The following is a 23,305-nucleotide window of genomic DNA, read 5'->3' on the forward strand; positions in this document are numbered from 1 at the left end:
CTGACGCAAGAATGGCACCGCCCAACGGACTCGGACATGCGATCCGATGCCGTCGGGCGGTGCCGTGGCGTGCTGATGTACGTGGACGGGCAGTCTATCGGACTGACCTCCGAATAATCATTCAGGAGCGAGTCTGCGCAACCTCAGCCGAAGGAGGGGACGAGCTTCCTCTTGCCGCCCTCGTCCTTCCAGGCCAAGGTCGCGTCGAACTTCTTTCCCTTGCTCGAGGTGAAGCCCGTACCCTTGATCGTCTTGCCCGCGGCCAGTGCCGCGAGCTGATCGTCGGTGAAGGCAACCCCGCACCAGCTCTTCGGCGGGGAGTCCAGTGAGGCCTCGAAGTCAGGCACGATCTTCTTACCCTCACCCTTCTTCTCCTCGCGGAAGAAGACCTTGCACTGGAAGCGGTTGCCCTTCTTTGAGACGAAGTCGCTGGACTCGACGCCCTCGCCAGCCATGAGGCGGTCGATCTCCTCGGGCGTAAAGGTGTAGTGGCACCAGGACGCCGGCGGCAGCGCGTTGCCGCTGGCGTCGCGCCGGCCGAAACCGAGCTTCTGGAATCCGACGAACTTCCGGCCCTTGAAAGTACCCTCGCCAAGCTCGCCGAAGACCTCGTAGACCTTGCCCGTGGTGCTCTTCGCCGAAAACTCGATCGTCTCCCCGGCCAGCAGCCGGGCGACCTCGTCGTCGGTGAAGCGGTGGCCGCCCCATTCACGCGCGAACACAACATCCTTGCCTGTCGTGGACCAGGTGCCCTGCACCCGTTCCTTCCGGGTGACAGCCTCCTCCTTGAGCCCCAGCTCGGAGCGCATCGTCGCAGCGTTCTTCTGCATGGTCGCGATGTCCTCGCGCACCCAGTCGGCCACGACAGCCAGGCGCTCCTCTGCGCTCGGGCCCGTGCCTGCGGCGATCTCCTTCATGTCGGCATAGACCTTCTCAGTCAGCGCCAGGTCGCCGATCCGGGTGTCCGGCAGCAGCCGCCAGCTCATGTCCCCGGCTTCGGCGAGGGTGAGCTTGCGGCCCTTTTCCAGCAGCAGCGGATACTTGGTCTTCGTCGACGTCACCTCGGAATACGTCGAAGTCCGGGTGGCACCGGTGCCCACGTCGCGCTTCTCCAGCTGCTTCATCAACCACTTCATGCTCGGGTGTTCGGGGCGCTTGTTCGCACCCTCGAAGACAAAGGGCTCAGCGTTGGTACCCAGACCCTTGGCCGACTCATTCTCGTCGCTCTCGGCGGAGTCGTCGCCGGCGTCCGGATCGAACACCGCCTTCCAGCCCGCCGACAGCGGAACGTTGGCGATGCCCACGAAGTCCGGGTAGTCCTTGACGTGGCCCTTCTGCTGCTCGTAGATGTAGTCCTCGGCGATCATCGCCAGGTAGTTCTTGCCCAGCGTCTCGTAGATCAGGCGGCCGGCCTTGCTGAAGCGCTGCTCGACATCGTCCAGCGAAGCGGGCACCTTCGGGCCCGGCCGGTTCGCACCGTGCGCGCCCTGGGGCTTGACGTGCGTCTTGCGCGGCTGGCGGTGCGTCAGGAGCTTCAGGTCCACACCCACGACCCCGGCAATCTTGTCCACCAGGGGCGCGAGCTCGTCGAACTGCTCGGGCGTGATCGTCACGTCGGCAGTGCGCGGGTAGCTGACGGCCTGGGCCTCGTACATGGACTGGTAGGTCGAAAGCACGAGCTGGGCCTTGATCCCCTTGCCCACCAGGAGCGAGGACAGTGCGGCCAGGTCCAGCAGCTTCGGTGGCGCGGTCTGCTTCGTCGCCTTGCCGTCGAGCACAACGGGGGAGGGGCCGTACTGGTTCGGCACCTGGTCCTTCCGGTCGAAGCGCGGCTCCTCCGGATTCGTGTACATCACGTCGTTCTCGTCGCGGAACCGGTTCTGGAAGAACGGCTTCTTGATGTAGTCGTTGTACGCCTTCAACTGGTCGCCGACAAGCTTCACCATCGCCGACTTCAGCCGGCCCTGGCGCAGCACCGTGTCCTGCCCGGACTGGCGCGCCATGTTCGTGGCGATGCGGGTGAACTGCATCGAGAGCAGGTCGAACTGTGAGCGGTAGCGCGCCTTGCGGTACTCGTCGAAGTCCAGGAGCGACGGAATGACCTTGCGCGCGGCGAAGGCCTTCTGCAGCGAGGCCGGAGCCTCATCAGTGAAGTACATGCGCGACCACTTGCCCGGCTTCAGCCCCAACTCGAGGAAGGCATTGACCGCGATCATGCCGCCCTCGCCCGTGGGGTCGACGTCGGTGGCGATCACGATCTCGTCGCACTTGCCCAGGGTCCGCTTCACGTCCTGGGCGACAGAGCTCGCGTTCTTGATCACCTCCAGGCTCCAGTCCAGCTGCTGAGGGTCCCAGGGCAGGTTGCCCAGGTCCCAGGTCCGGTACTTCCCGGCCACGTCCGGATCCGCCACCATCCGGTGCGGATCGACGAACTCGTACAGGTGCCCCCGGGCGTGGGCGATGACGAACTGCTCCCCGTTGTACGTGCCGTTCATGCCGCCGAGGGCTGCAGCGAAGTGCCGCGCCGCGCTCGGCTTCTCGGTGAGGATCCCGACAACCATCTTGACTCCCTTTCGTCGGTGACTCATAAACCAGTCGACTCATAAATCAGTCACAAGTCTATCGATAGAATGAGTCGAATGGCGAGTCTGAGCGAGTCGCATAGCGAGTCGAGTGGGAGCGGCGAGACCCGCGCCGGCACGCCCGTCAGAGAGGGCCTGGATCATTCACGGCGACCCCGGATCGAGGTAACGTCTATAGAGTCGCCACCCGCTCACGCCCGACCCAGGAGCACGAATCCCATGGCCCTCGACCACGCTTTCCTGCGCACACCACAGGACTTCAGCAGCATGCTCATCGAGATGCAGGAGGGCAGCTGGCCGCCGGACGAGGCGGACATCATCCGTATCGCCCAGGGGTGCTCGATGCTGATCGAGTGCATCGACGCCTGGGAGAGCGCCACGCACGGCAAGAATGTCTTCGACGTCGCCCGCGGAGAGATCTGCACGGCCGACGTACGACGGCTCCTCGCCAAGGAGGTCTCACTGAGCTACGAGGGCGACGTCGCGGTGCTGCTGGTGCCGCCTGCGGACGAACGTGTGCGCGTGGAGATCCGCGCCGACGTCGACGAATACCAGGGCCTGCTGCGCCGTCCGGAGATGGTCCTGGATTGGGAGCAGGATGGTAAGCAGCACGAGCACTACATCTCACTCAAGCCCAAGGGCGCGCACTGGTACATGCTGTCGCAGCTGCGTGACGACATGAAGGAAGGCCGGCTCACCGTCCGGTCCTAGCTCCGCCTCAGCCGCGCCAGAGCTCGAGTCTCCCCCTGAAAAAGAAAATCAGCCCGCGCCTGGCGGCAACGGGCTGATCGTGATGGACATAAAGTAGCAAGGATGGCTGTCCATGCCTCGCTGATGCTGAACGGCGCTGATCACCGTCCGGAGGTCGGCAGCGCGACGCCCAGACGAACCCGGTAGGCCTTCAGGACCTTGCCGAGCGTCTTCAGGTTCTCCGGATGGTCTACACCGGACTCCAGCTCCCTGATCCGGATCGGACGGACCCCGGCGACCTCAGCGACCTGCTTGTGGGAGGCCTTCCCCCGGAGCTTGACCAACAGGTCCGGCAGGTCCTCGTCAAGGTCCTCGAACATGCGGAACTTCTCGGCGGTCCCCATGCGGGTATGACCCAGGTGCCAGTGGCCACAGTGTCCACAGCTTTACGAGCTCATCGAGGGATCCTCGCTGAGCCGGTGCGGGATCTCGTCCTCGCATCGATAGCGGCGCTTGAAGACCTTCTTCCCTTCGCGCGTGGTCGTGCACTCCCGCGGGGCGTCCTCGGCCCGGAAGGCGGGGTTCGCCATCCCCGCGCACCGGGGAGCGCAGTACAGCCCGAGCAGCACCGGGTCCTGGGGACGCAGCCCCAGACCCTTGCCACACCCCTTGCACCGCTGTCTCTTCGGGAACAGCACCTCAGCCACGCCCGGCCTCCTTCATTTCTGCGTTGCCGGACCGGTCGTCGCGGCCCTCCTCCACCTTCTTCCTGGCGCGCCTCTCGCGCGCCGCCGCCCGGATCCGGGCGCGGTAGTCGGGGTCATCGCGGTACCGCTGCCGCTGCCGCTGCTTCTTGCGCTCGGCCCGCTGCGGGTCCGCGGCGATGTACCTGGCGCTGGCAGCAGCCTGGTCGGCCCGGAACTGCGGGTTCTGGCGGTACCGGCGGGAGTGGTCGCGCTTGCAGGGACGGCACACCCAGGTGCCGTCCTTGGCCCAGTAGCCGTTGTCGGCGTCCATCGTGTGCCCGCGGGCACAGGTACGGCTGCCCGGCCGGCGCAGCGGCTTGGCCCCCTTCTGCATGTGCCCGGGGTTTACGCAGGCACTGCGACCACAGGCCATCCACAGGATCTCGTCCTGCGTCAGGGACCCGAGCCCGAGCTCCTGCTGCAGGGCCTCCCAGATGTATCGGCGCGGCGTGACCGAGGACCGGCCGTTCGACAGGCCGAAGCGGCCCGAAGCGGTCCAGACCCAGCAGCCTGAGCCGTCGAGCCTGCCCGCCTCCTTGTCGACCTTCTCCCAGAACCGCGCGGCGTCGGTCGCTGCACTCCTGTGCGTGGCGGTGCTCACCGAATCGGACGCCCTTCCCGCTTGCGCTCGAGCTTCGCCTGCTTCTTCGTCGCCTCCCGCACCCGGTCGCGGACGAAGACCGCGTCCTTGTGCGTGATCGGTGCTTCGTGGATGTTGTGCGATCCGCGCAGGAAGTTGCTCGTGCGGTCCGCGATCGAGTACGCGAGTGCCTGCTCGATCGCCGCGCTGGTCTCCTTTACCTCACCCAGCTGCCCGTGCAGCGCGGCCAGGCCCTGTGTCTGCTCACGGCCCCTCCGCTCCAGGGCTTCCATGCGCGCCGCGATGCTGCCCAGCAGCGGATCACGGGAGCGGAACAGCTGCGCCGCGCGCCGGGTGGCGGCATCGGTCGCCAGTCCAAGGTCGAGCTGGGCCAGCAGAAAGGCCGTGACCAGGCTTGCCTGGCTCAACCGCTCGGCGAACTCGCGGGCTGCCGTGTCGCCGGCACCGAGCTCACGGACGGCCGCTGAGCGCAGCTGCTCCCGCAGCGCGCCGACGATGGCCTCGGGCAGGGCCCGGACGGCAGGCTGGCTCTTCACGCCCTCGAGCCGGAAGCCGCTCTGTGGCAACGACTCGCTGCCTTCATCCCCTCCGCCGGAGCCGCCCCTGGCCGCCGCAGACTGCACGGCCTCCTGATGGTCGGTGTGCTGGAGCGGGACGGGCGGGATGAGGTTGGCATCTTCCGGCGGCGACACCGGGAGGGCCGCGGGGTGCGCTTCGGCGTCAACGTCGTCGTGCACCTGCGGCATCGCTGCTGTGTCCACGGCGACCGCGTCGCTCTGGGCCGGGGGAGTGGCGCTGCCTGCTCCCGAGCCTCCCCGCTGTCCGGCACCGGTGTCCCGGTCAAGGTTCTCGGCGCTCTGCTGCGGGGCCTCATCCTTCTCCGGCGTGTCCTGCTCCGGCTCCGCCGGCTGTGCCCGTTCCTGGGCCCGCTTCAGGCCCTCGCTCCCGCCGGTCCGGTACGCATCGAGGAAGGACGTGTCGACGTCCATCAGCTCGTCGGTGGACGGCATGATCTCGTTCAGCCCCTGGCTCACGTCAGCTCCCCGTTCTCCTCGTCCAGCAGATAGTTGTCGCCCCTGGTCAGCCCGAGCAGGGAATCGAAGCCCATGGTCACGACCCGCTCGAGGTTGGCGTTGTTCGTCGAAAGCGCCTTGAGCTCGTCGACGACCTGGTTGATGCGCGCGGTGAGCAGATCAGGGATGTCGAAGTCGAGATTCTCGCGCCGGATCTTCTCGGCGATCGCCTCGGCGTAGTACTCGTTGGCGGAGGGGTAGCCGCGCCGCTGCGCCCAGTACTCCGCCCGCTGCTTCTCGTCCGAGGACAGGCGGGTAAAGACCCGCTCCCTGCGGTCGCTGCCATTCTGGTCGGTGCTCGGTCCACCGGACCTGGTCGCAGCCTGCGCAGCGGGAGGCGCAGCCTTCGGCTCGTCGACGACGGTCATGTCTGGCCTCTCCTGTCATATTCGACTGATGTACGAGTCCATTCTAACGTCATTCGAATGCCTGTCGCGAATGATTTGGCAATGACTTGTGACAGATCTTTGCGGAGAGGTCGGGCAGAGGGGTAGAGTCATCTGCGTCACCCGGTCAGTGCCTGATCGCGTGCCCCAGGCGGCCTCGGTTCCTCGACCCAAGACCGGGGTCGCTGGACGTTGGTTCGCACCTCCCGTGGACGTTGGTTCGCACCTCCCGTGGACGTTGGTTCGCACCTCCCGTTCATGGGGAAAAGAGAAGGCCCCGACGCACATGAAGCGCACCGGGGCCTTTATTCCTGGCTGCCGCCCCAGAGCCCCGGCCTGTCCAGTCCGCCCGGCATTTTGCTCCACGTTGCGTGCCGTTCCCGCCCGGGCATACGATTCCATCGAACATATGTTCGAAAAGGAAGTGGACATGCAGGCCTCGCAGCCAGAACCGTTGGCGCTCGACGAGCCGCTGATACTCCCGTTTGCGCCGGAAGCCGTCGCCTGCGGCTTCCCCAGCCCTGCAGAGGGATATTGGTCGGGAAACCTTGATCTTGTCCAGCACCTGGTCCGGGACCCAACCTGCACATTCGTCTGGCGTGCAGCCGGCCATTCCATGACCGGAGCCGGAATCAATGACGGCGACCTGCTGCTCGTGGACCGGGGGATCGATCCCGTTCCGGGCAAGATCGTGATCGCCGTCGTTGACGGCGAATACACCGTCAAGCGGCTGGACGTCATCCAAGGACGTACCGTTCTCGTGGCAGAGAACCTCGACTATGCGGACATCGTTCTCCACGAACACACGGAGATGTCAGTCTGGGGCGTGGTCACATGGATTCTGTCTCCTGCGAAAATCAAACGTGGTGTCAGACCCCGCCTATAGTCTCCAGCCGTGGCAATGACGACTCTGACCCCAGCACCCGATCAAATCGCTCTCGTAGACTGCGTCTCCTTTTACGCCAACGCGGAGCGTGTCTTCGACCCCACGCTGCATGACCGACCGACCCTTGTCCTCTCGAACAATGACGGCTGTGTGGTTGCCGCGTGCCCGCTGGTGAAGGAACTCGATCCTGACATCATGGGCAAGCCGTGGTTCAGGATCCGCGGCTGGTGCCAGGCCAAGGGCGTCGAAGCCAGGTCATCGAACTATGAGCTCTATGGCTCGCTGAGTGCACGGGTTGCCACCATTCTGGGCCGCTTCAGTGCGTGGCAGGAAGTGTATTCGATCGACGAAAGCTGGCTGAAGCTGCGGGGCGCTCCTGAAGAACTCGAATCACGAGGACAGGAGATCCGACGGACTGTCCTCCAGCTGACCGGCATTCCTGTCCGCGTCGCGATCGGTCCCACGAAGACCCTCGCCAAGGTAGCGGCTCTCGGCATCAAGAAAAACCCCGCTTTCAATGGAGTTCTCGATCTCCGGCGGTTTTCGGACGAGCAGCTTGACCGGATCCTTGACTCCCTCCATGTGACTGACCTCTGGGGCGTCGCCGGGCGTAACGGCAAGCGCCTGGCTGCGCTCGGCATCCACACGGCCAGAGAACTGCGCGACGCTGATGCCAAATGGCTCCGTAAACGGTTCTCCGTCGTCATGGAAAGAACCATCCTGGAGCTGCGCGGGCAAAAATGCATCGAGCTGGAGACCCAGCCGCCGGCTGCCAAGGACCAGCTGATCTATTCCAGGAGCTTTTCGCGCAAGCTTACGGACCCTGACGAGATGCATCAGGTTCTGTCGATCTACGCCCAGCGGGTCTCAGCACGTCTTCGGGCCCAGGGGTCCGTCGCCGGCGTGCTCTCGGTGTGGGCTTCGACCGGCTGGGCCGACGAAGGAACTGTCCCGCATTCAGCCCACCGGGCTGTTCCGCTGGCTATGCCGACCGATGACCCGATCGCGCTTACGAAAGCTGCCAGTGCGATCCTGCCTGATCTGTTTCCGACCGCCGGTATCCGCTACGCCCGTGCAGGAGTTGTGCTCACGGGACTGCGCGCGGGTGACGGCGTTCAGTTCTTACCTGTGTTCCAATCCGAATTCGAAGATCGGGGAGTAGGGAAGGTACTTGACGAGATCACGAGAAAGCTCGGCGCGCAGGCTGTGGGTGTGGGCCTGGGCGGCATGAAGACCCCGCCGGCATGGGAGATGAAGCGCGCCATGCTCTCGAAGCGCTGCACGACCCACTGGGACGAGCTGCCGGTCGCTGTGGCATAGCGGGGTAAGGGAAACGCAGGACCTCAACAGCACCCGCGCCGGCAGCATACTCGAGCAGCGACCTGCCACATTAAAGCGCGGCTTCGAGTTCCTCCGAGGAATACCCGAACATGTAATCCTCATCCTTACCGTGTGAGGCCCAGATCTGAGCTGCATCGTAAACACTCAGCGCCTCGCTGTCGTCATCGTCATCGTCATCTAGACCGTAGCGACACTCAAGGCAGTACATCTCGGAGTAAACAAACTTTTTCACCAGGGGCGTCCCACAGTTGGGGCACGGGGGCGTTTCACCCTCGTAGACATCGATCTCGTCCCAGCTTTTTTCCTTCTTCGCAAGGAAATCAAAGATACCCAAAGGCCCTACCGTCCCAATACGTCCCGCCGAAGCCGTTTCTGATATGAGATAAACCGCTGACGACAAGCACAACCGCAATCTTCGACACGGTCAGTATCGCATGCGCCTGTTAGGTACTACCTCCACGCGAGTAAGGCGATACCTGGACGAACTTTGTCTCGGTGCCGCCGGGACCGTAGTGCTGCACGCGCTGGTGCCCGCTGACATTATGCTCGGTCGGAGACTTTCTGCTGGCCTCCTCGCCGATGCCCTCGAAAGCCGCCTCCGTGAACTCAGGGATTTTCTCCCAGACCGCCGCGCTGACCTGCTTGAATGCTTCGGGCGACCTCAGTGTCAACAACGTGACCGCGCCAGCAGCCGCAAGAGCGCCAACGGCGAGACCTGTCTTGAAAGCCGGATGCTCCTTGATCCGCTGCCAACGGGTCGGGCCCTGGCTCATATCCTGCTCGCAGGCTCCGGCGGCCTCAGGGTTGCGCACTTCACTGGGCTCAGACTGGACTGACTTGTCCTTGGGCTGCCGAAGACGTGATGGATTGAGCGGCTGCGCCCGATCGAACGGGCCTTCTTGATCATGATTGGGCACTCGGGCAGTCTATCCTTTACCGGCAATCCCAGTCTCACTCCGGTCCGATTCAAGTTGCCGACCGTAGTCCGACACCTTTGATGGCGCGCCGATCAGAGACTCTCATTTCACAGCTTAGGCAGGCTACTCACTGCGCATGCTGTTACTTGACAACTTTCTCTTCTCCAACGGACAGAGGACGGCCGGGCAGGGCTCTATGCTCAGAGCTATGGAGGTTGAATTGACCATTGAAGATGCCCAGGGCGAAATGATGCGCGTCAGCGCGACGGGCCCCGACTATGGCACCACCCTGGCCGCGGCGAAGGCCAAAATCCCGGAAGGATCCCGGATGATCATCATTCGCGTTCCGGACCGTGAGGTGTAACCGTTTCAGTATGCTCCTCCGCCCGGATACCCTGCTGGATTCACCTGGCCCCTTCCCAGCAAGGTCCTGGTCCGGCCTGAAGCAAGCAGTCCGGCATCAGGAAGCACCAGCCATACAACCAAGACAGCGCCCGTCAAGGTTGGTCATTGCCAGGTCTGGCCACACCAGCAACGGCCCTCTTCGTGTTCCTGGATGACCTGGACCCGTTCCTCGCCGAGCAGAATGATGTCTTCGTAGCTGAGCATGCCTCCAGTGCAGCATCGGTTGCCGACTGCCGGTAGGGGAGTCCTGGCGTATGTGGAAAACCGGAGGGTCGTCAAGCCCGTTCCGGTATGCCCAGCTGCCTCTTCCGGTGCCCTTCAACCTCAGTCTGAACCGGACCTATCATGAGGGAGGGGGACACCTATTGGCCGCTTGTCGGGACAGGTCATGGCACCACACAATGCGAACAGTCGGGACAACCGCATCCCTGGAATTGCAACATTGCGCCCCGGTCACCGCATCAGGGAAATCCGCCAGGACCTCCATGACCGACACCCTGCCCGGGCCCGCTACCAGGTCATTGCTGCTCATCATCCGTTAGCCGGCGGGGCACCTCTTGCGCCCCCGGCCTCGGATGAATATCAGATCCGTCTCTACACTCGGTCCCGCAGCGGAGACGTAAGGGTGCGACTCGCCGCGGTCAGGGAGGCCATAGCAACCTCACCTTATGTCTGGGAAGACCTTGCCGACGATGGCGTGCGGGAATGGGTGGAGCCTTCGGTTCAGGACGACGCGCTGTTGGCTGCCGCCCTCGTCTCCCTGGGAACATTGAGCGCCGAGGAACGCCCATATTTGGGGAAGTTTGTGGTCGAGCAGATCTACGAGATGCTGACGAGCGCGGAAGCGGCTTACTGGCACCGGGCCGTATCAGGCCGCCGCCGGCACTGACCGAAACACCCTGGTTCCGAGATCCTAAGCTCTCAGAGCGGACCAAACGACGTTCTTGAACCATGAAGCATGGGCCTCTCGGCTGAACTCTGCAAGAATCACGGCATGGCCGACCGCACTGCGTCCGATGAGCACTACGTGCTTGACCTCTGCGATGGCGTCCTCGGCATGAGCAGCTGTCGCCAAGCGACGTTCGAATGGCTCCGCGGCGACCCGTCCTCTTTGCGACCCCTCGGCACCAAGCTACCCGTGGACGGCTTTTGGTCCGATCTCAAACTCGTCGTCGAGTTCCAGGAGGAGCAGCATTCGAAGCCGTCGCCGTTCTTCGATCGGCGGAAGACCGTCTCTGGTGTCGGTCGCGGCGAGCAACGTCGCCTCTACGACGAACGCAAGCGCCTTCTTATCCCCGAACATGGATTGACGCTCGTTGTGATCGAGAAGTCCGCGTTCATCGTCAAGTCGAAGCGGATCCGGCGCGACCCGAAGAGGGACATTGCCGTGGTGCGCGCGCACCTCGGCAATGCGCAGCCAAAACGGCTCTAGTGCCGACGTCGCCATCGAAGTGCTGTGACGCAGACACATCGGGCTCGACGCCTCAACAGGGTCCTCCGCTCTGGAATGCTGCCATCTGGGGCTTGCGATGACTTCGGCAGCCTTGTGAACAGGAAAAGAAGAACCGGTGCGAGTATGCACCGGTTCTTCTTTTTGATCGGTAGAAGCCAATCAACGGCAGGACGAAAACCCGCGATGGATAAGCCTCAGACCTTTGCGCTGGCCGTGCAGTCCACGAGTGCCGAGGTGAAGTCCTTCGACTTCCAGATCTTCTTGTCCTCGTCCTTCGGCAGGAAGTCCGAGATCGATCCGGCCCCTATTGATGCGCCGCCGGCGAGGAAGCGCAGCGTCTCCTGCGAGAACCCCACCTGGAAGACAACGCCCGCCAGGCACTCACCCGAGGCCGCGTAGGTCTTCTTCTGGTCCTCGTTCAAGGCGAAGGAGGAGAACATCGAGACCAGCCCCGCGGCCAGCTGCGAGGAGGAGTTGATGCTCGTGCCCTGCGGCACCGGGAACTTCGGCGTGAGATCCGGCTGCCGGGCCTGGGGGAGCTCCTGTCCCTGCTTCGGTGGCGCGTAGACCTGATCCTTGCCGTCCTTGCTGGTGGTGGCACCCGGGGCCGGGGTCGGCGGGATCACCGCGTCGACACAAGCGTCGAACTTGTCGCGCAGCTCGGGGGAGAGCATGATCGCGGCGTCCATCGCGCTGACCTCGCGCAGGCCATTTGCCACCGCTGCGATGTCGTCGCTGCCCTTGCCCACGATATAGGCCTGCGCGGCGTCCGAGAGCTTCTTGTCCTGGACGGCGCGGACCAGGCACGCGCCGCCGTCGGTGCTCTTGGCCCCGGTGCCCTGAAACACGAGCCGGTCCAGCGCCTTACCGAGGTCCTCGCTGGTCACCTTCGCCGCGCTGGTGCTCGGGCTCGGCGACGGCTGCGCCGTCTCTGAGCCGGCGGAGCATCCGGCGAGCAGGCTGCCCAGCACCGCCAGTGCGGCGGCGGACAATGCCGCCTTCCTCGTCATCGGGGTCTTCATCGCCATGGCCTCTCCTGTCGGGTCGATGTCTGCGCCGGATGGCACAGAGCCCGCATCCGACTGGTCTTCCATACATCTTATCCGATAGGCCAATCGAATGGTCTATCGGATGATGCGCGAAGAGCGACATAAAAGACGGCTGACAGAAGGTCTGCGCCAGGCCCTGGCGATGTCTGGTATCGCCAAGGGGCAGCTGGGCTGGGAGGGATCAACGGAGTTGATCCGGACGGGTGCTCGACGCGTCCCGAGCGCGTCACCGGTCCCTGAGTGGGCCGGGTCGGGACGGCTTGCCGCGCCCGGACGACGCCGAGCGAGAGAGGGACCGCCAATGACCCGGACGACTGTGCCGACGGACCTGATGCCGCGCTGCCAGATCGCGGACCCGCAGGTGCAGGAGCACCTGCCGTGCCAGCACCACGAGAGCGGCGGCGTCCAGTGCGAGAACCCCGATCCGCACACGGACGATCACTGGATCTCGGAGCACACAATTTCCCACGCGCTGGCGGGAAACGGCTACGCCTGCACGGCATTCGACCCCGCAGAGCCGGCCCGAGCCTTCCAAGGGCCTGTCCAGGCCTACACCGAACAGCAGATGGTCGACGCGCTCCTGCGCTGCGCCGCGGACCGGGACAGCCTCCCGCGCAACGACTACATCCGCCGCAGACACGACGACGAACCATCCGCGCCGCTGCTGGAGCGCCGGTTCGGCTCCTGGAATGCAGCCCTCGAGAGAGCGGGGCTGAACACCACCGAGCAGCCGCTGCACTTCCAGGGCGCGACCACGAAGTGGACCGAGGAGATGATCCTCGACGCCCTGCGCGAGTGCTGGATCAAGACCGGCTCCATCGCCGTGCTCGCCTACGAGGCCTGGCGCACCGGCGGCACCGACGGCATCTGCCGGACCCATGTTCCGCCGGCGGCCACCATCCGGTTCCGGATGGGGAGCTGGTCGCGGGCCACGCAGCTCGCCGTGGGCTGAGCCGGCGGCCCTGGCGCAGGTGGCTGCCATCCCGCTCATCCCACTGACCGCACACAGACCGAAGGACTCCATCATGACGATCGCCCGCCCCCTCCATGACGTCATCGACGACGCACCTCCGTCGGACGCCATCGCACAGCAGATCCAACTGCAGGCCGCCGCTGCGCTCCTGCCCGAACAAGAGTGGTGCGGCGGCTGCACCCCCGGGGACGATCCGGTCCCCGACGTCGAGGGCGGCATCCCTGGCATGCCGCAGGACGTCGTCCTGCGCACGACAGAGCAGCTGTCGCTGCCCGCGGACTGGAAGGCCGCCTGGGGCCCGGCCCCGCTCTACGACATCGCCCACCTCGCCTGTGGGCACACCGTTGCCCGCCGGGCCTCCTGACCCGGGCAGGGATGCAGCGACGCAGCGCAGCTGCGCCGGGGGACTCATCGACTGAACCATCGACCAGTGAAGGAGCGTCCCGCTCATGCCCATGACACCACTGCAGAGCTGGGCCCTCATCGTGCTCCTCGCCGTCTTTGTGCTCGGGCTCATCTGGCTCTACGCCGAGGCCGAGGCTGCGCTCCGGCGCAGACATACAGACAAGGCGGCAGCACAGCAGCCGCAGGACGAGGAGGCAGACAGCTCACTCGTTCCCAGTCCTGTACCCACCGCCCGCCCGACCCTTCGTCTCATCCAGGGGCAGGGCCAGGGCTCCGCGAGGTCCCGTCGCGGTCCCGCCGAGGTCTACGACTGGGCCCGCCGGGGAATCTAAAGAGAACCCCTTCCGGCCCCTGGCCTCCTGCGGGGCTGGGTCAAGACTTCATGCGGCCCACCGCCGCACCACGAACAGCCCCGGGCCGTCGCGAGAAGCGCCGGACACACCGTTCCTGCCGCAGCCCGGCAACGAAGCCACGGCGGCCCGGGGTCAACAACCATTCACCTGCCCGTGCAGGCATCGAAAGCGAGAAGAACCATGGACCAGACCATCGCACCGCCCGTCATCAGGCACAGCGTCGCCGTCGACTTCGGCGTCATCGAGCTCACGGGCACCCTTCAGCACGCCGACGCCCAGCGCAGCCTCGTACTCCTGACCGAGGAGGCCCCCGAGCGCATCTCGGTGAACCTCGAGGCATATGGCCTCGTAGCCGGCCCGGGGCGAGTGTTCATCAAGGACTGGTCGGAACACGCTGGCCTGGCCGAGCGCCTGCAGGAGGCGGGGCTCGTGCGCATCATGCGCTCCGTGACCGTCGGCCCGTTCGCCTCCACCGCCCACGAAGTCGAGGTGACGCTCTGATGGTCGCGGACACCCATGCGCTGAGCATCCTGAAGCTGAGCACCGGCCACCTCGAGAAGATCGAACAGCTCCAGGGACGGATGCTCGCCCTCGGCGAGGAACAGCTGGAGGTCGCGCGCCGCCAGCTCGAGGCCCAGGACACTCAGAACGTCCTCGCCTGGCTGCAGCTGCAGCAGGCCCAGGGGCATACACCGGACCCGACGCTCGTGGACCTGGTCCGCCGGCGGTTGCGAATCTGAAGCAGACAGGAGAAACGCCATGGACAACATCATCGAGAGCAGCGGAGTCCTCATCGCCACTCTTGCCTTCATGATCTGCCTCGCGTGGCTGGGCTGGTTGCTGTTCCGGCGACGGTTCCCGAACCGGGACGGGCAGATCGCGTACCTGGAGGAGGACTACCGGCGGGCCTGCGAGAGCGGAGACGTAGCCGCGGCCGATCAGATCGAGGCTGAACTCTGGGATCTGGGGGCAGCGCCAGGCTGGCCTGGGGCCGGACGTACCGGGTTCGATCAGCGCAGCTGATGCGGGACCCGTGATGCAAGGGCATCTGGGATCAACGCAGTTGATCCGGAAGGAGCACTGAGGAGCGCTCGATCAGCACAGCTGATCCGAGTCTTCATTCGAAAGATCATCGTCTGATCAGCACAGCTGATCCGGATGGGGGTCTGAGAGACAACCGAACACTTCAACTCACCATCGCGCGCGGAGCAGGGACACTGCCCGCGCGTTTCGTGCACAACGAGGAGAAACACTCATGTCGAACCCCCGCAACTCCGCCACCGTCATCGGCCGCCTGACCAAGGACCCGGTCGTCTTCAACAACCAGGACGGCTCCAAGAAGGTCGCGTTCACCCTGATGGCCGATCACAACTACACCGACAGCCAGGGCAACCGCGGAGCTGACGCTGTGCCGGTCGAGGCTTTCGTGCGCGCGACCACCAACGGCATCGGCCCGTTCGCGAGCATCCACAAGGGTGACCTCGTGGCCGTGAACCTCAAGCTGCGCCAGGACCGCTACACCAAGAACGGTGTCGAGGTCTTCGAGCTCAAGGCAGTCGTCGAGGACATCACGTTCCTCGAGCCCCGCTCGGTGACCCAGGCCCGCGTGAACGAGCGCGTCGCTGCCGCCGAGGCGCAGAACCAGGCCCTGCAGACCCAGCCGGCTCCGGCTCCCGTCGCAGCCGCTGCCGCACCGCAGCCGGCCGTCGCCAGCGCCGTCCACAGCGAGGAGCTGCCCTTCTCCTGAGAAGCGCGCCCCTCACCCAGCACAACCCACAACTGAATAACAACCGAATAGGCGGGTCACACACGCCGACAGTCCCCGTCCGAGGAGCCTCGCGCTGCTCGGACGGGGATCTGCTTTCGCTGGCCGCCGTCCTGCCCTGCCCCCAACGTCATCAGCCAAGAGAAGGAGTTCCGCCATGCAGATCGTCGCCGACGCGACCGTCGAGGCCACCGATCACGACCAGGCCCTGCACGCAGGGCTCACCGCCGTCGTCGGCTCGGTGATCACCGACCACCCCGGACCGGATGTCGAGGCCATGATCGACGACGTCGTCACTGCCATCATCCAGAAGCTGCGCCTTCACGCCAGCCAGGTCTTCGTCGCCGATCACGGTGATACCCGCCCCGTGGAGCGCTTCCGCACCGTCACCGGGCGGATGGACCTGGAGGACCCGGAATGAGCCTGGTCCAGCAGCTCGAGCCCGCCGCCGAGGTCCAGCGGGCTGCCGGGCTTCCCGCGGCGGCGCGGATCCTCGCCGAGGCATATCCCCAGATCGTCGACTTCGACCCCAGTGGGATGACGATCGAAGAAGTGCACTACTTCCTCGGTGAGTCGGCTGCCGTCGCCTTCTTCCAGTTCCTGGTCCTCACCAAGCGGTGCAAGGCCGCCGTCGGGATCCGGCGCTGAGAGCTTCCGTACAGAGCGGTTCGATCCCTCCGTGGCTCCGGCCCCATCAGCGCCCCGCGCGCCCTGCCCTGCCCTCCCGGCAGCAGCGGCGTGGCGGGGCGCTGTCTTTTCGTTCAGGTTTCGTTCCTGGCCGGGCGTGGAGGGGATCGGCACAGCCGATCCGGATCTGACGACGAAGGACAACGTCCCCGTCCTGCCACACTTCACTGGAGGTCCGCCATGTCTGGTCTCAGCTGCCCCAACGATGGCGCGCCGATGGAGTCCGACGCCACCGCCACGGCCCGCGAACGGGCCGGCCGGCGCGGTTGCGCCTGCACCCACACCTGCCCGGAGTGCGGCTACTCCGAGATCCGCTGATCACCGCCCATCAACCGAGGAGGGGCCATGTCGACCTCCGTGCAGCACCGTCATCACCGCAACCACGACCACACCCTCACCGGCTTCCTGTCCGCCGTCACAGCGGTCTGCCAGGAGCTGAACGCCGCCGACGACGCCGACGAGCTCGAGCGCCACGTCGGCTGGGTCTCGCACTCGTGCGAGCCGGACTACCAGGTGCTCGTCGAGCTGATCGGCCCCGCGCCGGGCCTCGCCCTGCAGCTGGTCATCGACCTGGACATCGACTCGACGGTCGCCTCCGCGCAGATCGTCGGCACGGCCGATGACGAGTCGTTCACGACGGACGTCGAGGTCGGAGTCCGGTTCCTGTCCCATCTCGTCGAGCACCACCTCGCGCCAGCGGCCAGGCCGTGCGACGGCTGCACGGCTCCGGACTCCCTGCGGGCACCGACCTGGAAGTGAGTGGCGAACGGCTCCTCGTCCCTTTCGTCACAACCCCTCGCCGGCTCCTTCCCGGAACCGGCCCACGGCGCTCTAGCTCAGCGGAAGAGCACTCGGCGTTCTGACTGCCCGCGGTTCGATTCCGCATCAATCCCTGGTCGGGCAGACCCAGGCAACAGGCCCGTTGCAGGGCGACGCACGAGAGGTCACGGGTTCCATCCCCGTGAGCGCCACAGACCCAGGGTCGTACAGGCCCGCGCGATCCATCAGCTGCACCAGCTGCACCAGCCAGAAGGGCACTGCCATGACCGACACCATCACCCCCGCCTTCCTCGACATCGTCAAAGACGGCGGTCCTGCGGTCCAGGAGGTTCTGTTGCGCTCGACCGAGCGCCACCGCATCCTCGGCGGCAAGAGCGCCCGGATGCTGCGCCGGGGCGACCGGGTCGCGCTGCGCGACCTGAACCCCGATCTGGATGGCGGCACAGCCGTCGTCGAGCAGGTGCGGCCCTCGGTGGGCAGCACTGTCCACATCCTCACCGTCGGCGGTGAGGCCCACCTCGTCCGCGGCTCGCGCCTCGTGCTCGTCGCCCGCGGACCTGAACAACCCTGACCAGCAAGGAAACCGCCATGTACACCGGACCCATCAGCAACGGCATGCTGCTCGGCATGACGCACAAGGGACGCAGCGCATTGATCCGCGAGCTCAGCCCGGACGTGCGCCGCAAGCTCGCACACATCGCCTCGCTCGGTGCCGAACAGGAGACCAGGAAAGCCGCAGAGCACTTCGACGCTGGCCGGCGTGTCTGGGCCGGTACCAGGCTCGACCACGCCCAGTCACTGAGCCGGCTCGCTGCTGAGCTCACGGGCGAGCCCGACGGCGTCTTCATCTTCGAACCCATCGACTCCGGATCCGTCGCGGCAGGCAACTGATCGCTCTCACAGGACCCCTGGCACCGAGCGCATCGCTCAGGGCCGGGGGTCCTGTCTTTCTCTTTCCGGAACAGCCAGCACAGCTGGCTCGGGCGTGCCCGTGGAGAAGCACGCCTGCCACCCCGGCCAGAGCGCCCGACGACCACTCCAGCAAGGAACCCCACCATGAAGCGCACCCCCTCCGGATCTGTCTTCGGCGGCCTCATCGCCGCCGTGCTCTGTATCGTCACGCTGACCGGCTGCGAGGACCTGCCGAAGGCCCCCGGCGTCCCGGGTACGCCGTCCACCAGCACTGCGGCAGCCCAGGACCCGGGACAGGTGTCCTCTGGCAAACCGGCGAGCGTGGAGACCAAAGTCATCCGTGTCATCGACGGCGACACCGTCGCCGTGCTGCCGGTGGCCGGCCCGCTCGAGGCGACCGACAAGCATATCGGGATCCCCGAGCACACAGTCAGGCTCCTGGGCATCGACGCGCCCGAAATGAACTATCACAAGGATGCCGAGCCCGAGTGCGGCGCTAGGGCCGCCACTGATCATCTTGGCGGCATCCTGCCGCAGAGCATGCCAGTGACCATCGAGTTCGACCACGGGGCAGACAGAACTGACCGTTATGGCCGTTCTCTCGCCTACGTCATCACACCGGCCCACAACGACGCCGCGCGACAGCAGGTCACCGACGGCTACGCCATGCCCTGGTTCCCCAAGGGCGAGCCGGAGCCCCAGCGGATCCCCGAGTACCGCACGGCGGCTGACAACGCCGTGGCACTGCATGCCGGTGCGCACTCACAGTGCTCCTCCATCGGCCGCGGCTGAGCCGCTGCACTTACAGACTACGAACCAGGAGAACCACATGCCCATCCCTACAGCACCCTCTGAACTGGACGAACTCCAGGTCGGCGACAAGGTCCTCGTCAAGAGGGTCCTCGACCACCCCGCCTGGATGAAGCAGGTCCCGTGCGATCCCCGCAATGGCTCCACCACGAAGTACGTCCGCGACCCGCAGGTCGTGGAGGAGCTGGGGGTGAGCAGCGTGATGGACCGGCGGGCAGTACCCGCGATCGCCGCTGCCGGCAACTGGCCGGGACGTGAGGCGCACACGCTGGTCCGCCTGCCCAACGGCTTCTGGTACGACTGCGCCACCGGCCTGCAGGACGGGTCCGGATCCACGCGCATCGAACGCATGCACTGAGCCTGAACAGAGCCCGGCACGGGGGAGAGCCCCTGGTGCCGGGCTCGTCTCTTTCCTCGCGGCTCGTCAGATCGGCACAGCCGATCCGGATCTGGACTCGAAGGAGACACCCGCTCCTTCCCGACCAGAAGGAGCAGCACGATGAGCAACGACGACCACAAGTGCAGCCTGGCCCAGTTGGAGCGGGCGCTCGAGGTGCTCGACGGAAAGCTGAAGCGCCTGGGGCCGGACGCCCCGGTGCAGATCCGTGCGATCGGCGGCTTCGCGCTCATGAAGTACGGCATCCGTGCTGCGGACCGGGCATTCACCGTCGACATCGACAGCGTCACCGGTGATTTCGCGCCAGAGGTCATGGCGGCAATCCATGAGGTGGCCGACGAACTGAACCTGGAGCGCGACTGGATCAACAACGACAACGTGATGGACGGCGACGACGCTGAGCTGGTGGCCTCGATATACCAGGCGCGCTGGATCGACGACGACACAGCGTACGAGAGCATCAGGCTTCAGCTGGCCAGTGTCCCCACGCTGACCCGCGCCAAGATCATCGCCGCGGACACCGCGGAGTTCTCCGGTCGTGCACAGGACCTGCCGGATCTCCTGGAATTGCTCCGATTCCAGGGCATCACCACCGCTGCCCGGTTCGATGCCGCTTACCCGGATCCCTACGACGAATACCCCGCCGCCCGCGAGGCCGTGCACGAGCACTTCGCTGCGGACAGGACGTTCGCCTGAAGAAGACCCCACCGTCAGAGCGCGTGCTCCGGCGGTGGGGTCTCTTTTTTTGTGTCCGTGGTTTACTGCTGGCCGGAATCTTCGGAGTTACCTCCGTCGTCGATGTCCTTCAGCCGCTGTTCCAGCCGGGTTGCGTGGGCCTCTTTGACTTTCCGGTAAACCTTGACGCCACCTGCAATGACCAGACCTGCAGCCGCCAAGACCCCGCGGCGATCAGGTCCTCTGTACGGGCATCCTGCTTGCCTGCGTAGTAGCCCTTGCCATAGACCGCACTTCCCGCCACGAATCTCTCCCTTTGTTGAATTTTGAACTCCGCCGAAAGCCTATCCCAGGGTGCGTGAAGGGGTTGTGCCGATGCTGCGGATCATCCGCGCCTTGCCGGCGCGGGGTCGGAACCTTCTTGTTGTTCTTCTTCATCTTCGATTCTCAGGTGCAGCCAGTGGTGGTGACAGCGGAGCTGTCACGGAGGAGTCATCGACGAAGGACGGCCTGCAGTGCAGCGCCGCGCCCCACAGGATTCCGAGGAGAACCGCCATGAGCACCATCGCCGCACCCATGCAGGACGCGCTGCCGTTCGACTTCGGCTCTGATGTGCTGGTCGTCAGCGCGCCCGTCTACGACGAGCAGGCCCGCCAGACCGACCGCGAGCTGTGCCAGCACTACTTCGCCGCATGGTGCGGCACGGCGTTCACGGCGGACGGCACACGGGCAGAATGCGCCCAGACCACCTTCGCGGACTTCCAGGCGGCCGCCCGCCGTCTGGCAGAGGGCTGAGGAAACAGCGCAACTGATCCAGGTCCGGCATCGAACAAACGACTTCATCAAACAGGAGGGGATCACCGTGTCCACTGCCACCACTTCCGAGCCCGACCTCGACGCTGAAGCTCAACGCGTTGCAGCCGTCCACCGGCTCGCCACGAGCAAGGCCTTCTACCCGGAGCTGCGGCGTGCCGAGGCTCAGGCCCGGGTCCAGCTCGCCGCCGCCGTCATAGCAATGGACGAGGTCGAGGACCGCATCGCCGCCGGCGAGAAGATCCACTCACTCTACGAGCAGGCTGCAATCGAACGGGCCAAAGACGCCTACGCCCAGGCGCTGGCTGATCTCGTCCGCGGCGAGTCCAGCGTTGAGGCTGACCCGTCGACTTCCCAACCCATGAACCAGGAGCACTGATCACCATGTCCTTCCTCGAGAAGATCGGATTCGTCGAGACCGCCGAGCAGGAGGCCCAGCGCCTCGCGCAGTCGCCCGAGGGCTCGGCCAACCACGAACTGTCCAAGCTGCCGGTCACCATCGAGCAGTGGCCCCAGGACCTGCTCATCGAGCTGCCCTGGCACGCCACCGAGCGGGGCTCAGGCCACCGCGTCGTCGTGGTGCCCATCGAATACCGCGGCGAGGCCCGCACCGAGGGCGAGGAAGAACCCCGTCCTCGCAAGCGCCACGCTGGTTGGTGGAACTGCGCGGTCGTCGCCAGCGACCACCCCAGCTACCCGGTCGGCGGCTACCGGCTGAGCATCCCCGCTGCCGAGCTCGCCCGCGGCAAGCGGATCGATCTCTGAGAGAACACATCCCAAGACGAAGGAGCGTGACCCCCCATGCCTGACACGATGCAGACCACCGGCCGCCGCGAGCGGATCCTCCGGAGTGTCGGCAGGACGCTCCTCGTCACGGGGATCGTGCTGAACGTCCTCGCCCTGCTGCCCGCGATCGCAGCCAGCGCCTGGACCGGCCACTGGACGGCGAGCGTGGTGCTCGTGGTCCTGTCCGGTGCTGTCTGGGCTGCTGGACTTCTGGGCCTGAAGACCTGGGCTGCCCGGCTACGCCGTCACAACGACACCCAGCCCAGCCAGCACCAATGACCAGTCGCCCTGCCTGATCCCACCAGAGCCCCGGCTCCTGCGCTCCGGCGCGGGGCCGGGGCTCTCGCTCTGTCTCTGAGGCGGGTTCACGCGCTGCGGGGCAGCGCCTGGTGTTTTGCAACAGCAAGAGAACCATCCCGAACAAAGGAAGAGCCATGACCACCCTGACCACGACGCGTGTCCCGCTCAAGCAAATGGACCCTGCGATGCTCGTGTTCGAACTCGAGCGGGAGATCCAACACCTCATGCCCGGCACCACGAACACGGAGCTCGTGACCCGCGCAGCTGCGACGGCCTCGTTCCTGCACCGGAAGCAGACCCGCTTCATCAGGGGAGACATGCCTCGCGTGCCGTACATCGAGCATCCGCTGCGCGTGGCGTTGCGCCTCCTGTGCTGGGGCGTCACCGACGCTGAACTGATTGCCGCAGCACTGCTGCATGATGTCGTCGAGGACTGCAGCAAAGAGCTGCTTGCTGCTTTCGGCCAGCCGGGTGAGGATCCCCTGGGCTGTCTGGCGCGGCTGTACGGCCGGCGCGTCTCGGTGCTCGTTGGGGCGGTGACCACCCCTAACGGCAGCACCTCCTACGAGGAGCACCTCACGCGGCTTGCCAACTCCGGTTCCCGGGCGCTGCTCATCAAGGCCAGCGACCTGAAGGACAACGCCGGTTCGATCCGGCACCAGCTCGGCCACGGCCAGGATTCGCGCATGTACCGCATGCTCTTCAAGTACATGCCGGCCGTCGAGATCGTCGGAGCAGGTCTGCGCCGTTCGCTCTGCTGCCCTGCGACCCAGCAGTGCACCAGGGCCGCCATCGCCGCGATGGAAGATCTCAGCCACGATCTTGCAGCCCTGTCGGCCGAGCATGGCATCGACTGATCAGCATGCCGCATGTCGCAAAATTCAGAAAGGAACCTGATGGGAAGCAGGCAGGTAACTCTCACCTCATGTGATCGCTGTGGAATTGAGACGGAGTCGGATGTTGCCCATGAAAATTCAGACAACTACGACCCGGCCGCCCACGTATGGCGGACATTGAAATTCCACTACATCCAGCCGTGGTTCTTCCTCTGTCCCGATTGCGTGAAGGCCTTCCTCAAATTCATGGCCATGGAAGCAGTGCTGCCGGTCAAAGTGATCCGCAGGCCCGACCGTGCCTGAACCAGAGAACCAGCACTACAGCAGAGACCCCACTGTCAGGAGCATCAGCTCCGGCGGCGGGGTCTCTTTTTTCTCTGGTCACTCCTTTCTCCAGCGGACCGGATACTCCGGCTACCAGCCGGAGCTGAAGGGCAAGCGCACGTCACCGGAGAGGATCCCGCCGCACAGGAACAGCAGTGCCGAGACGCCGATGAGGCCAACGGCGAAAGCCACCGGCCGGTCCTCGTAGATCTGCCGCAGCCGGGAGACGAGGCTCTGTGGCTTCTTACTGGTCTTGTTCGGGTCTCCTGCTGGACTCTTCCGGGTCTCGTCGTGGTCGGTCATGGGTCTGCATCCCTTCTGATCGGTGTGTGGTCTGGTACTGGGCGGTGGATGGTCTCG

The 23,305-nt window shown here is 65.4% G+C and carries 40 protein-coding genes and 1 tRNA gene; 30 read left to right on the forward strand and 11 right to left on the reverse strand.

What is annotated here, in order from left to right:
• Window positions 1–143 precede the first annotated feature (143 nt).
• Window positions 144–2,561, reverse strand: a complete 2,418-nt coding sequence (locus tag M8J71_RS15825) for a type IA DNA topoisomerase (protein WP_256248745.1) — start codon at window positions 2,559–2,561, stop codon at window positions 144–146.
• Window positions 2,562–2,801: 240 nt separating this feature from the next.
• On the opposite strand from M8J71_RS15825, the gene M8J71_RS15830 reads away from it, so the two are divergent.
• Window positions 2,802–3,293, forward strand: coding sequence for a hypothetical protein (locus M8J71_RS15830; RefSeq protein WP_256248746.1), 492 nt, complete (start codon window positions 2,802–2,804; stop codon window positions 3,291–3,293).
• 140 nt (window positions 3,294–3,433) lie between these two features.
• Here the strand turns inward: M8J71_RS15830 and M8J71_RS15835 are convergent, their stop codons facing one another.
• The 5 genes from M8J71_RS15835 to M8J71_RS15855 all read right to left on the reverse strand — a co-directional run bounded on the left by M8J71_RS15835 (window position 3,434) and on the right by M8J71_RS15855 (window position 6,060).
• Entirely contained in the window at window positions 3,434–3,652 is a 219-nt protein-coding gene (locus M8J71_RS15835) for a helix-turn-helix domain-containing protein (RefSeq protein ID WP_256248747.1), read from the reverse strand.
• A gap of 66 nt (window positions 3,653–3,718) precedes the next feature.
• A complete protein-coding gene (locus M8J71_RS15840; RefSeq protein ID WP_256248748.1) occupies window positions 3,719–3,979 on the reverse strand; it encodes a hypothetical protein in 261 nt (86 codons plus the stop codon).
• A complete protein-coding gene (locus M8J71_RS15845) occupies window positions 3,972–4,619 on the reverse strand; it encodes a hypothetical protein (protein WP_256248749.1) in 648 nt (215 codons plus the stop codon). Before M8J71_RS15845 ends, M8J71_RS15840 begins: the two co-directional genes overlap by 8 nt.
• Window positions 4,616–5,653: a hypothetical protein gene (locus M8J71_RS15850; protein ID WP_256248750.1), complete on the reverse strand. Its 1,038-nt coding sequence runs from the start codon at window positions 5,651–5,653 to the stop codon at window positions 4,616–4,618. The genes M8J71_RS15845 and M8J71_RS15850 overlap by 4 nt, the downstream gene beginning before the upstream one ends.
• Window positions 5,650–6,060 carry a hypothetical protein gene (locus M8J71_RS15855; RefSeq protein ID WP_256248751.1) on the reverse strand — a complete coding sequence of 137 codons (411 nt, stop codon included), beginning with the start codon at window positions 6,058–6,060 and terminating at the stop codon, window positions 5,650–5,652. Before M8J71_RS15855 ends, M8J71_RS15850 begins: the two co-directional genes overlap by 4 nt.
• Before the next feature lie 427 nt (window positions 6,061–6,487).
• Here M8J71_RS15855 and M8J71_RS15860 point away from each other — a divergent pair, with 427 nt between their 5' ends.
• Together M8J71_RS15860 and M8J71_RS15865 are read left to right on the forward strand one after the other, a co-directional pair.
• Window positions 6,488–6,964, forward strand: coding sequence for a LexA family protein (locus tag M8J71_RS15860; protein ID WP_256248752.1), 477 nt, complete (start codon window positions 6,488–6,490; stop codon window positions 6,962–6,964).
• 15 nt (window positions 6,965–6,979) lie between these two features.
• On the forward strand, window positions 6,980–8,284 hold the full coding sequence (locus M8J71_RS15865) for a Y-family DNA polymerase (RefSeq protein WP_256249018.1): 1,305 nt from the start codon (window positions 6,980–6,982) through the stop codon (window positions 8,282–8,284).
• Window positions 8,285–8,354: 70 nt separating this feature from the next.
• Here M8J71_RS15865 and M8J71_RS15870 read toward each other — a convergent pair whose 3' ends face one another.
• A complete protein-coding gene (locus M8J71_RS15870; protein WP_139126767.1) occupies window positions 8,355–8,639 on the reverse strand; it encodes a hypothetical protein in 285 nt (94 codons plus the stop codon).
• 109 nt (window positions 8,640–8,748) lie between these two features.
• Entirely contained in the window at window positions 8,749–9,222 is a 474-nt protein-coding gene (locus tag M8J71_RS15875) for a hypothetical protein (protein WP_256248753.1), read from the reverse strand.
• 220 nt (window positions 9,223–9,442) lie between these two features.
• Here M8J71_RS15875 and M8J71_RS15880 point away from each other — a divergent pair, with 220 nt between their 5' ends.
• From M8J71_RS15880 to M8J71_RS15895, 4 genes are all read left to right on the forward strand, one after another.
• Window positions 9,443–9,586, forward strand: a complete 144-nt coding sequence (locus tag M8J71_RS15880) for a hypothetical protein (protein ID WP_156400145.1) — start codon at window positions 9,443–9,445, stop codon at window positions 9,584–9,586.
• Between the two features lie 146 nt (window positions 9,587–9,732).
• Window positions 9,733–9,867, forward strand: a complete 135-nt coding sequence (locus tag M8J71_RS15885; RefSeq protein ID WP_256248754.1) for a hypothetical protein — start codon at window positions 9,733–9,735, stop codon at window positions 9,865–9,867.
• 385 nt (window positions 9,868–10,252) lie between these two features.
• On the forward strand, window positions 10,253–10,516 hold the full coding sequence (locus tag M8J71_RS15890; RefSeq protein ID WP_256248755.1) for a hypothetical protein: 264 nt from the start codon (window positions 10,253–10,255) through the stop codon (window positions 10,514–10,516).
• 105 nt (window positions 10,517–10,621) lie between these two features.
• Entirely contained in the window at window positions 10,622–11,059 is a 438-nt protein-coding gene (locus M8J71_RS15895) for a hypothetical protein (RefSeq protein ID WP_256248756.1), read from the forward strand.
• Window positions 11,060–11,274: 215 nt separating this feature from the next.
• Here M8J71_RS15895 and M8J71_RS15900 read toward each other — a convergent pair whose 3' ends face one another.
• Entirely contained in the window at window positions 11,275–12,102 is an 828-nt protein-coding gene (locus M8J71_RS15900) for a hypothetical protein (RefSeq protein ID WP_256248757.1), read from the reverse strand.
• Window positions 12,103–12,430: 328 nt separating this feature from the next.
• On the opposite strand from M8J71_RS15900, the gene M8J71_RS15905 reads away from it, so the two are divergent.
• The 17 genes from M8J71_RS15905 (at window position 12,431) to M8J71_RS15985 (ending at window position 19,907) form a co-directional block, all read left to right on the forward strand.
• Window positions 12,431–13,081 carry a homing endonuclease associated repeat-containing protein gene (locus tag M8J71_RS15905; protein ID WP_142938832.1) on the forward strand — a complete coding sequence of 217 codons (651 nt, stop codon included), beginning with the start codon at window positions 12,431–12,433 and terminating at the stop codon, window positions 13,079–13,081.
• 73 nt (window positions 13,082–13,154) lie between these two features.
• Complete coding sequence (locus tag M8J71_RS15910) at window positions 13,155–13,466, forward strand: hypothetical protein (RefSeq protein ID WP_142938833.1); 312 nt, start codon at window positions 13,155–13,157, stop codon at window positions 13,464–13,466.
• An 85-nt stretch (window positions 13,467–13,551) separates the two neighbouring features.
• Window positions 13,552–13,839, forward strand: a complete 288-nt coding sequence (locus tag M8J71_RS15915) for a hypothetical protein (protein WP_256248758.1) — start codon at window positions 13,552–13,554, stop codon at window positions 13,837–13,839.
• Window positions 13,840–14,013: 174 nt separating this feature from the next.
• The gene (locus tag M8J71_RS15920; protein ID WP_142938835.1) at window positions 14,014–14,361 is read left to right on the forward strand and encodes a hypothetical protein; all 348 of its coding nucleotides are present in this window, start codon (window positions 14,014–14,016) and stop codon (window positions 14,359–14,361) included.
• A complete protein-coding gene (locus tag M8J71_RS15925) occupies window positions 14,361–14,600 on the forward strand; it encodes a hypothetical protein (protein ID WP_256248759.1) in 240 nt (79 codons plus the stop codon). The genes M8J71_RS15920 and M8J71_RS15925 overlap by 1 nt, the downstream gene beginning before the upstream one ends.
• Before the next feature lie 19 nt (window positions 14,601–14,619).
• Window positions 14,620–14,883, forward strand: a complete 264-nt coding sequence (locus M8J71_RS15930) for a hypothetical protein (protein ID WP_142938837.1) — start codon at window positions 14,620–14,622, stop codon at window positions 14,881–14,883.
• A gap of 232 nt (window positions 14,884–15,115) precedes the next feature.
• Window positions 15,116–15,607 carry a single-stranded DNA-binding protein gene (locus tag M8J71_RS15935; protein WP_021473537.1) on the forward strand — a complete coding sequence of 164 codons (492 nt, stop codon included), beginning with the start codon at window positions 15,116–15,118 and terminating at the stop codon, window positions 15,605–15,607.
• Window positions 15,608–15,782: 175 nt separating this feature from the next.
• Window positions 15,783–16,046: a hypothetical protein gene (locus M8J71_RS15940; RefSeq protein ID WP_256248760.1), complete on the forward strand. Its 264-nt coding sequence runs from the start codon at window positions 15,783–15,785 to the stop codon at window positions 16,044–16,046.
• Window positions 16,043–16,273 (forward strand): hypothetical protein, encoded by a 231-nt coding sequence (locus M8J71_RS15945; RefSeq protein WP_256248761.1) that lies wholly within the window; start codon window positions 16,043–16,045, stop codon window positions 16,271–16,273. The genes M8J71_RS15940 and M8J71_RS15945 overlap by 4 nt, the downstream gene beginning before the upstream one ends.
• A gap of 219 nt (window positions 16,274–16,492) precedes the next feature.
• On the forward strand, window positions 16,493–16,630 hold the full coding sequence (locus M8J71_RS15950; RefSeq protein WP_256248762.1) for a hypothetical protein: 138 nt from the start codon (window positions 16,493–16,495) through the stop codon (window positions 16,628–16,630).
• A gap of 27 nt (window positions 16,631–16,657) precedes the next feature.
• Window positions 16,658–17,071, forward strand: coding sequence for a hypothetical protein (locus M8J71_RS15955; RefSeq protein ID WP_225496609.1), 414 nt, complete (start codon window positions 16,658–16,660; stop codon window positions 17,069–17,071).
• Window positions 17,072–17,137: 66 nt separating this feature from the next.
• A tRNA-OTHER gene (locus M8J71_RS15960) sits at window positions 17,138–17,283 on the forward strand.
• A gap of 71 nt (window positions 17,284–17,354) precedes the next feature.
• A complete protein-coding gene (locus tag M8J71_RS15965) occupies window positions 17,355–17,663 on the forward strand; it encodes a hypothetical protein (RefSeq protein WP_142938841.1) in 309 nt (102 codons plus the stop codon).
• A gap of 17 nt (window positions 17,664–17,680) precedes the next feature.
• Window positions 17,681–17,983 (forward strand): hypothetical protein, encoded by a 303-nt coding sequence (locus M8J71_RS15970; protein ID WP_256248763.1) that lies wholly within the window; start codon window positions 17,681–17,683, stop codon window positions 17,981–17,983.
• A 165-nt stretch (window positions 17,984–18,148) separates the two neighbouring features.
• Complete coding sequence (locus M8J71_RS15975; RefSeq protein WP_256248764.1) at window positions 18,149–18,796, forward strand: thermonuclease family protein; 648 nt, start codon at window positions 18,149–18,151, stop codon at window positions 18,794–18,796.
• Window positions 18,797–18,833: 37 nt separating this feature from the next.
• Window positions 18,834–19,172 (forward strand): hypothetical protein, encoded by a 339-nt coding sequence (locus M8J71_RS15980; protein ID WP_071416399.1) that lies wholly within the window; start codon window positions 18,834–18,836, stop codon window positions 19,170–19,172.
• 141 nt (window positions 19,173–19,313) lie between these two features.
• Window positions 19,314–19,907, forward strand: coding sequence for a hypothetical protein (locus M8J71_RS15985; protein ID WP_256248765.1), 594 nt, complete (start codon window positions 19,314–19,316; stop codon window positions 19,905–19,907).
• Between the two features lie 62 nt (window positions 19,908–19,969).
• Here the strand turns inward: M8J71_RS15985 and M8J71_RS15990 are convergent, their stop codons facing one another.
• Window positions 19,970–20,107: a hypothetical protein gene (locus tag M8J71_RS15990; RefSeq protein WP_256248766.1), complete on the reverse strand. Its 138-nt coding sequence runs from the start codon at window positions 20,105–20,107 to the stop codon at window positions 19,970–19,972.
• A gap of 334 nt (window positions 20,108–20,441) precedes the next feature.
• Here M8J71_RS15990 and M8J71_RS15995 point away from each other — a divergent pair, with 334 nt between their 5' ends.
• From M8J71_RS15995 to M8J71_RS16020, 6 genes are all read left to right on the forward strand, one after another.
• On the forward strand, window positions 20,442–20,681 hold the full coding sequence (locus M8J71_RS15995) for a hypothetical protein (RefSeq protein WP_256248767.1): 240 nt from the start codon (window positions 20,442–20,444) through the stop codon (window positions 20,679–20,681).
• A gap of 67 nt (window positions 20,682–20,748) precedes the next feature.
• Window positions 20,749–21,078 (forward strand): hypothetical protein, encoded by a 330-nt coding sequence (locus M8J71_RS16000; RefSeq protein ID WP_071416403.1) that lies wholly within the window; start codon window positions 20,749–20,751, stop codon window positions 21,076–21,078.
• A 5-nt stretch (window positions 21,079–21,083) separates the two neighbouring features.
• On the forward strand, window positions 21,084–21,464 hold the full coding sequence (locus M8J71_RS16005) for a hypothetical protein (protein WP_256248768.1): 381 nt from the start codon (window positions 21,084–21,086) through the stop codon (window positions 21,462–21,464).
• Between the two features lie 36 nt (window positions 21,465–21,500).
• The gene (locus M8J71_RS16010; RefSeq protein ID WP_256248769.1) at window positions 21,501–21,764 is read left to right on the forward strand and encodes a hypothetical protein; all 264 of its coding nucleotides are present in this window, start codon (window positions 21,501–21,503) and stop codon (window positions 21,762–21,764) included.
• A 155-nt stretch (window positions 21,765–21,919) separates the two neighbouring features.
• The gene (locus M8J71_RS16015) at window positions 21,920–22,642 is read left to right on the forward strand and encodes a hypothetical protein (protein ID WP_256248770.1); all 723 of its coding nucleotides are present in this window, start codon (window positions 21,920–21,922) and stop codon (window positions 22,640–22,642) included.
• A 39-nt stretch (window positions 22,643–22,681) separates the two neighbouring features.
• A complete protein-coding gene (locus M8J71_RS16020) occupies window positions 22,682–22,924 on the forward strand; it encodes a hypothetical protein (RefSeq protein WP_142938849.1) in 243 nt (80 codons plus the stop codon).
• 111 nt (window positions 22,925–23,035) lie between these two features.
• On the opposite strand, the gene M8J71_RS16025 is transcribed toward M8J71_RS16020, so the two are convergent.
• On the reverse strand, window positions 23,036–23,248 hold the full coding sequence (locus M8J71_RS16025; protein ID WP_142938850.1) for a hypothetical protein: 213 nt from the start codon (window positions 23,246–23,248) through the stop codon (window positions 23,036–23,038).
• Window positions 23,249–23,305 lie beyond the last annotated feature (57 nt).

The organism is Pseudarthrobacter sp. R1, from assembly GCF_024494415.1.
Lineage (GTDB): Bacteria > Actinomycetota > Actinomycetes > Actinomycetales > Micrococcaceae > Arthrobacter.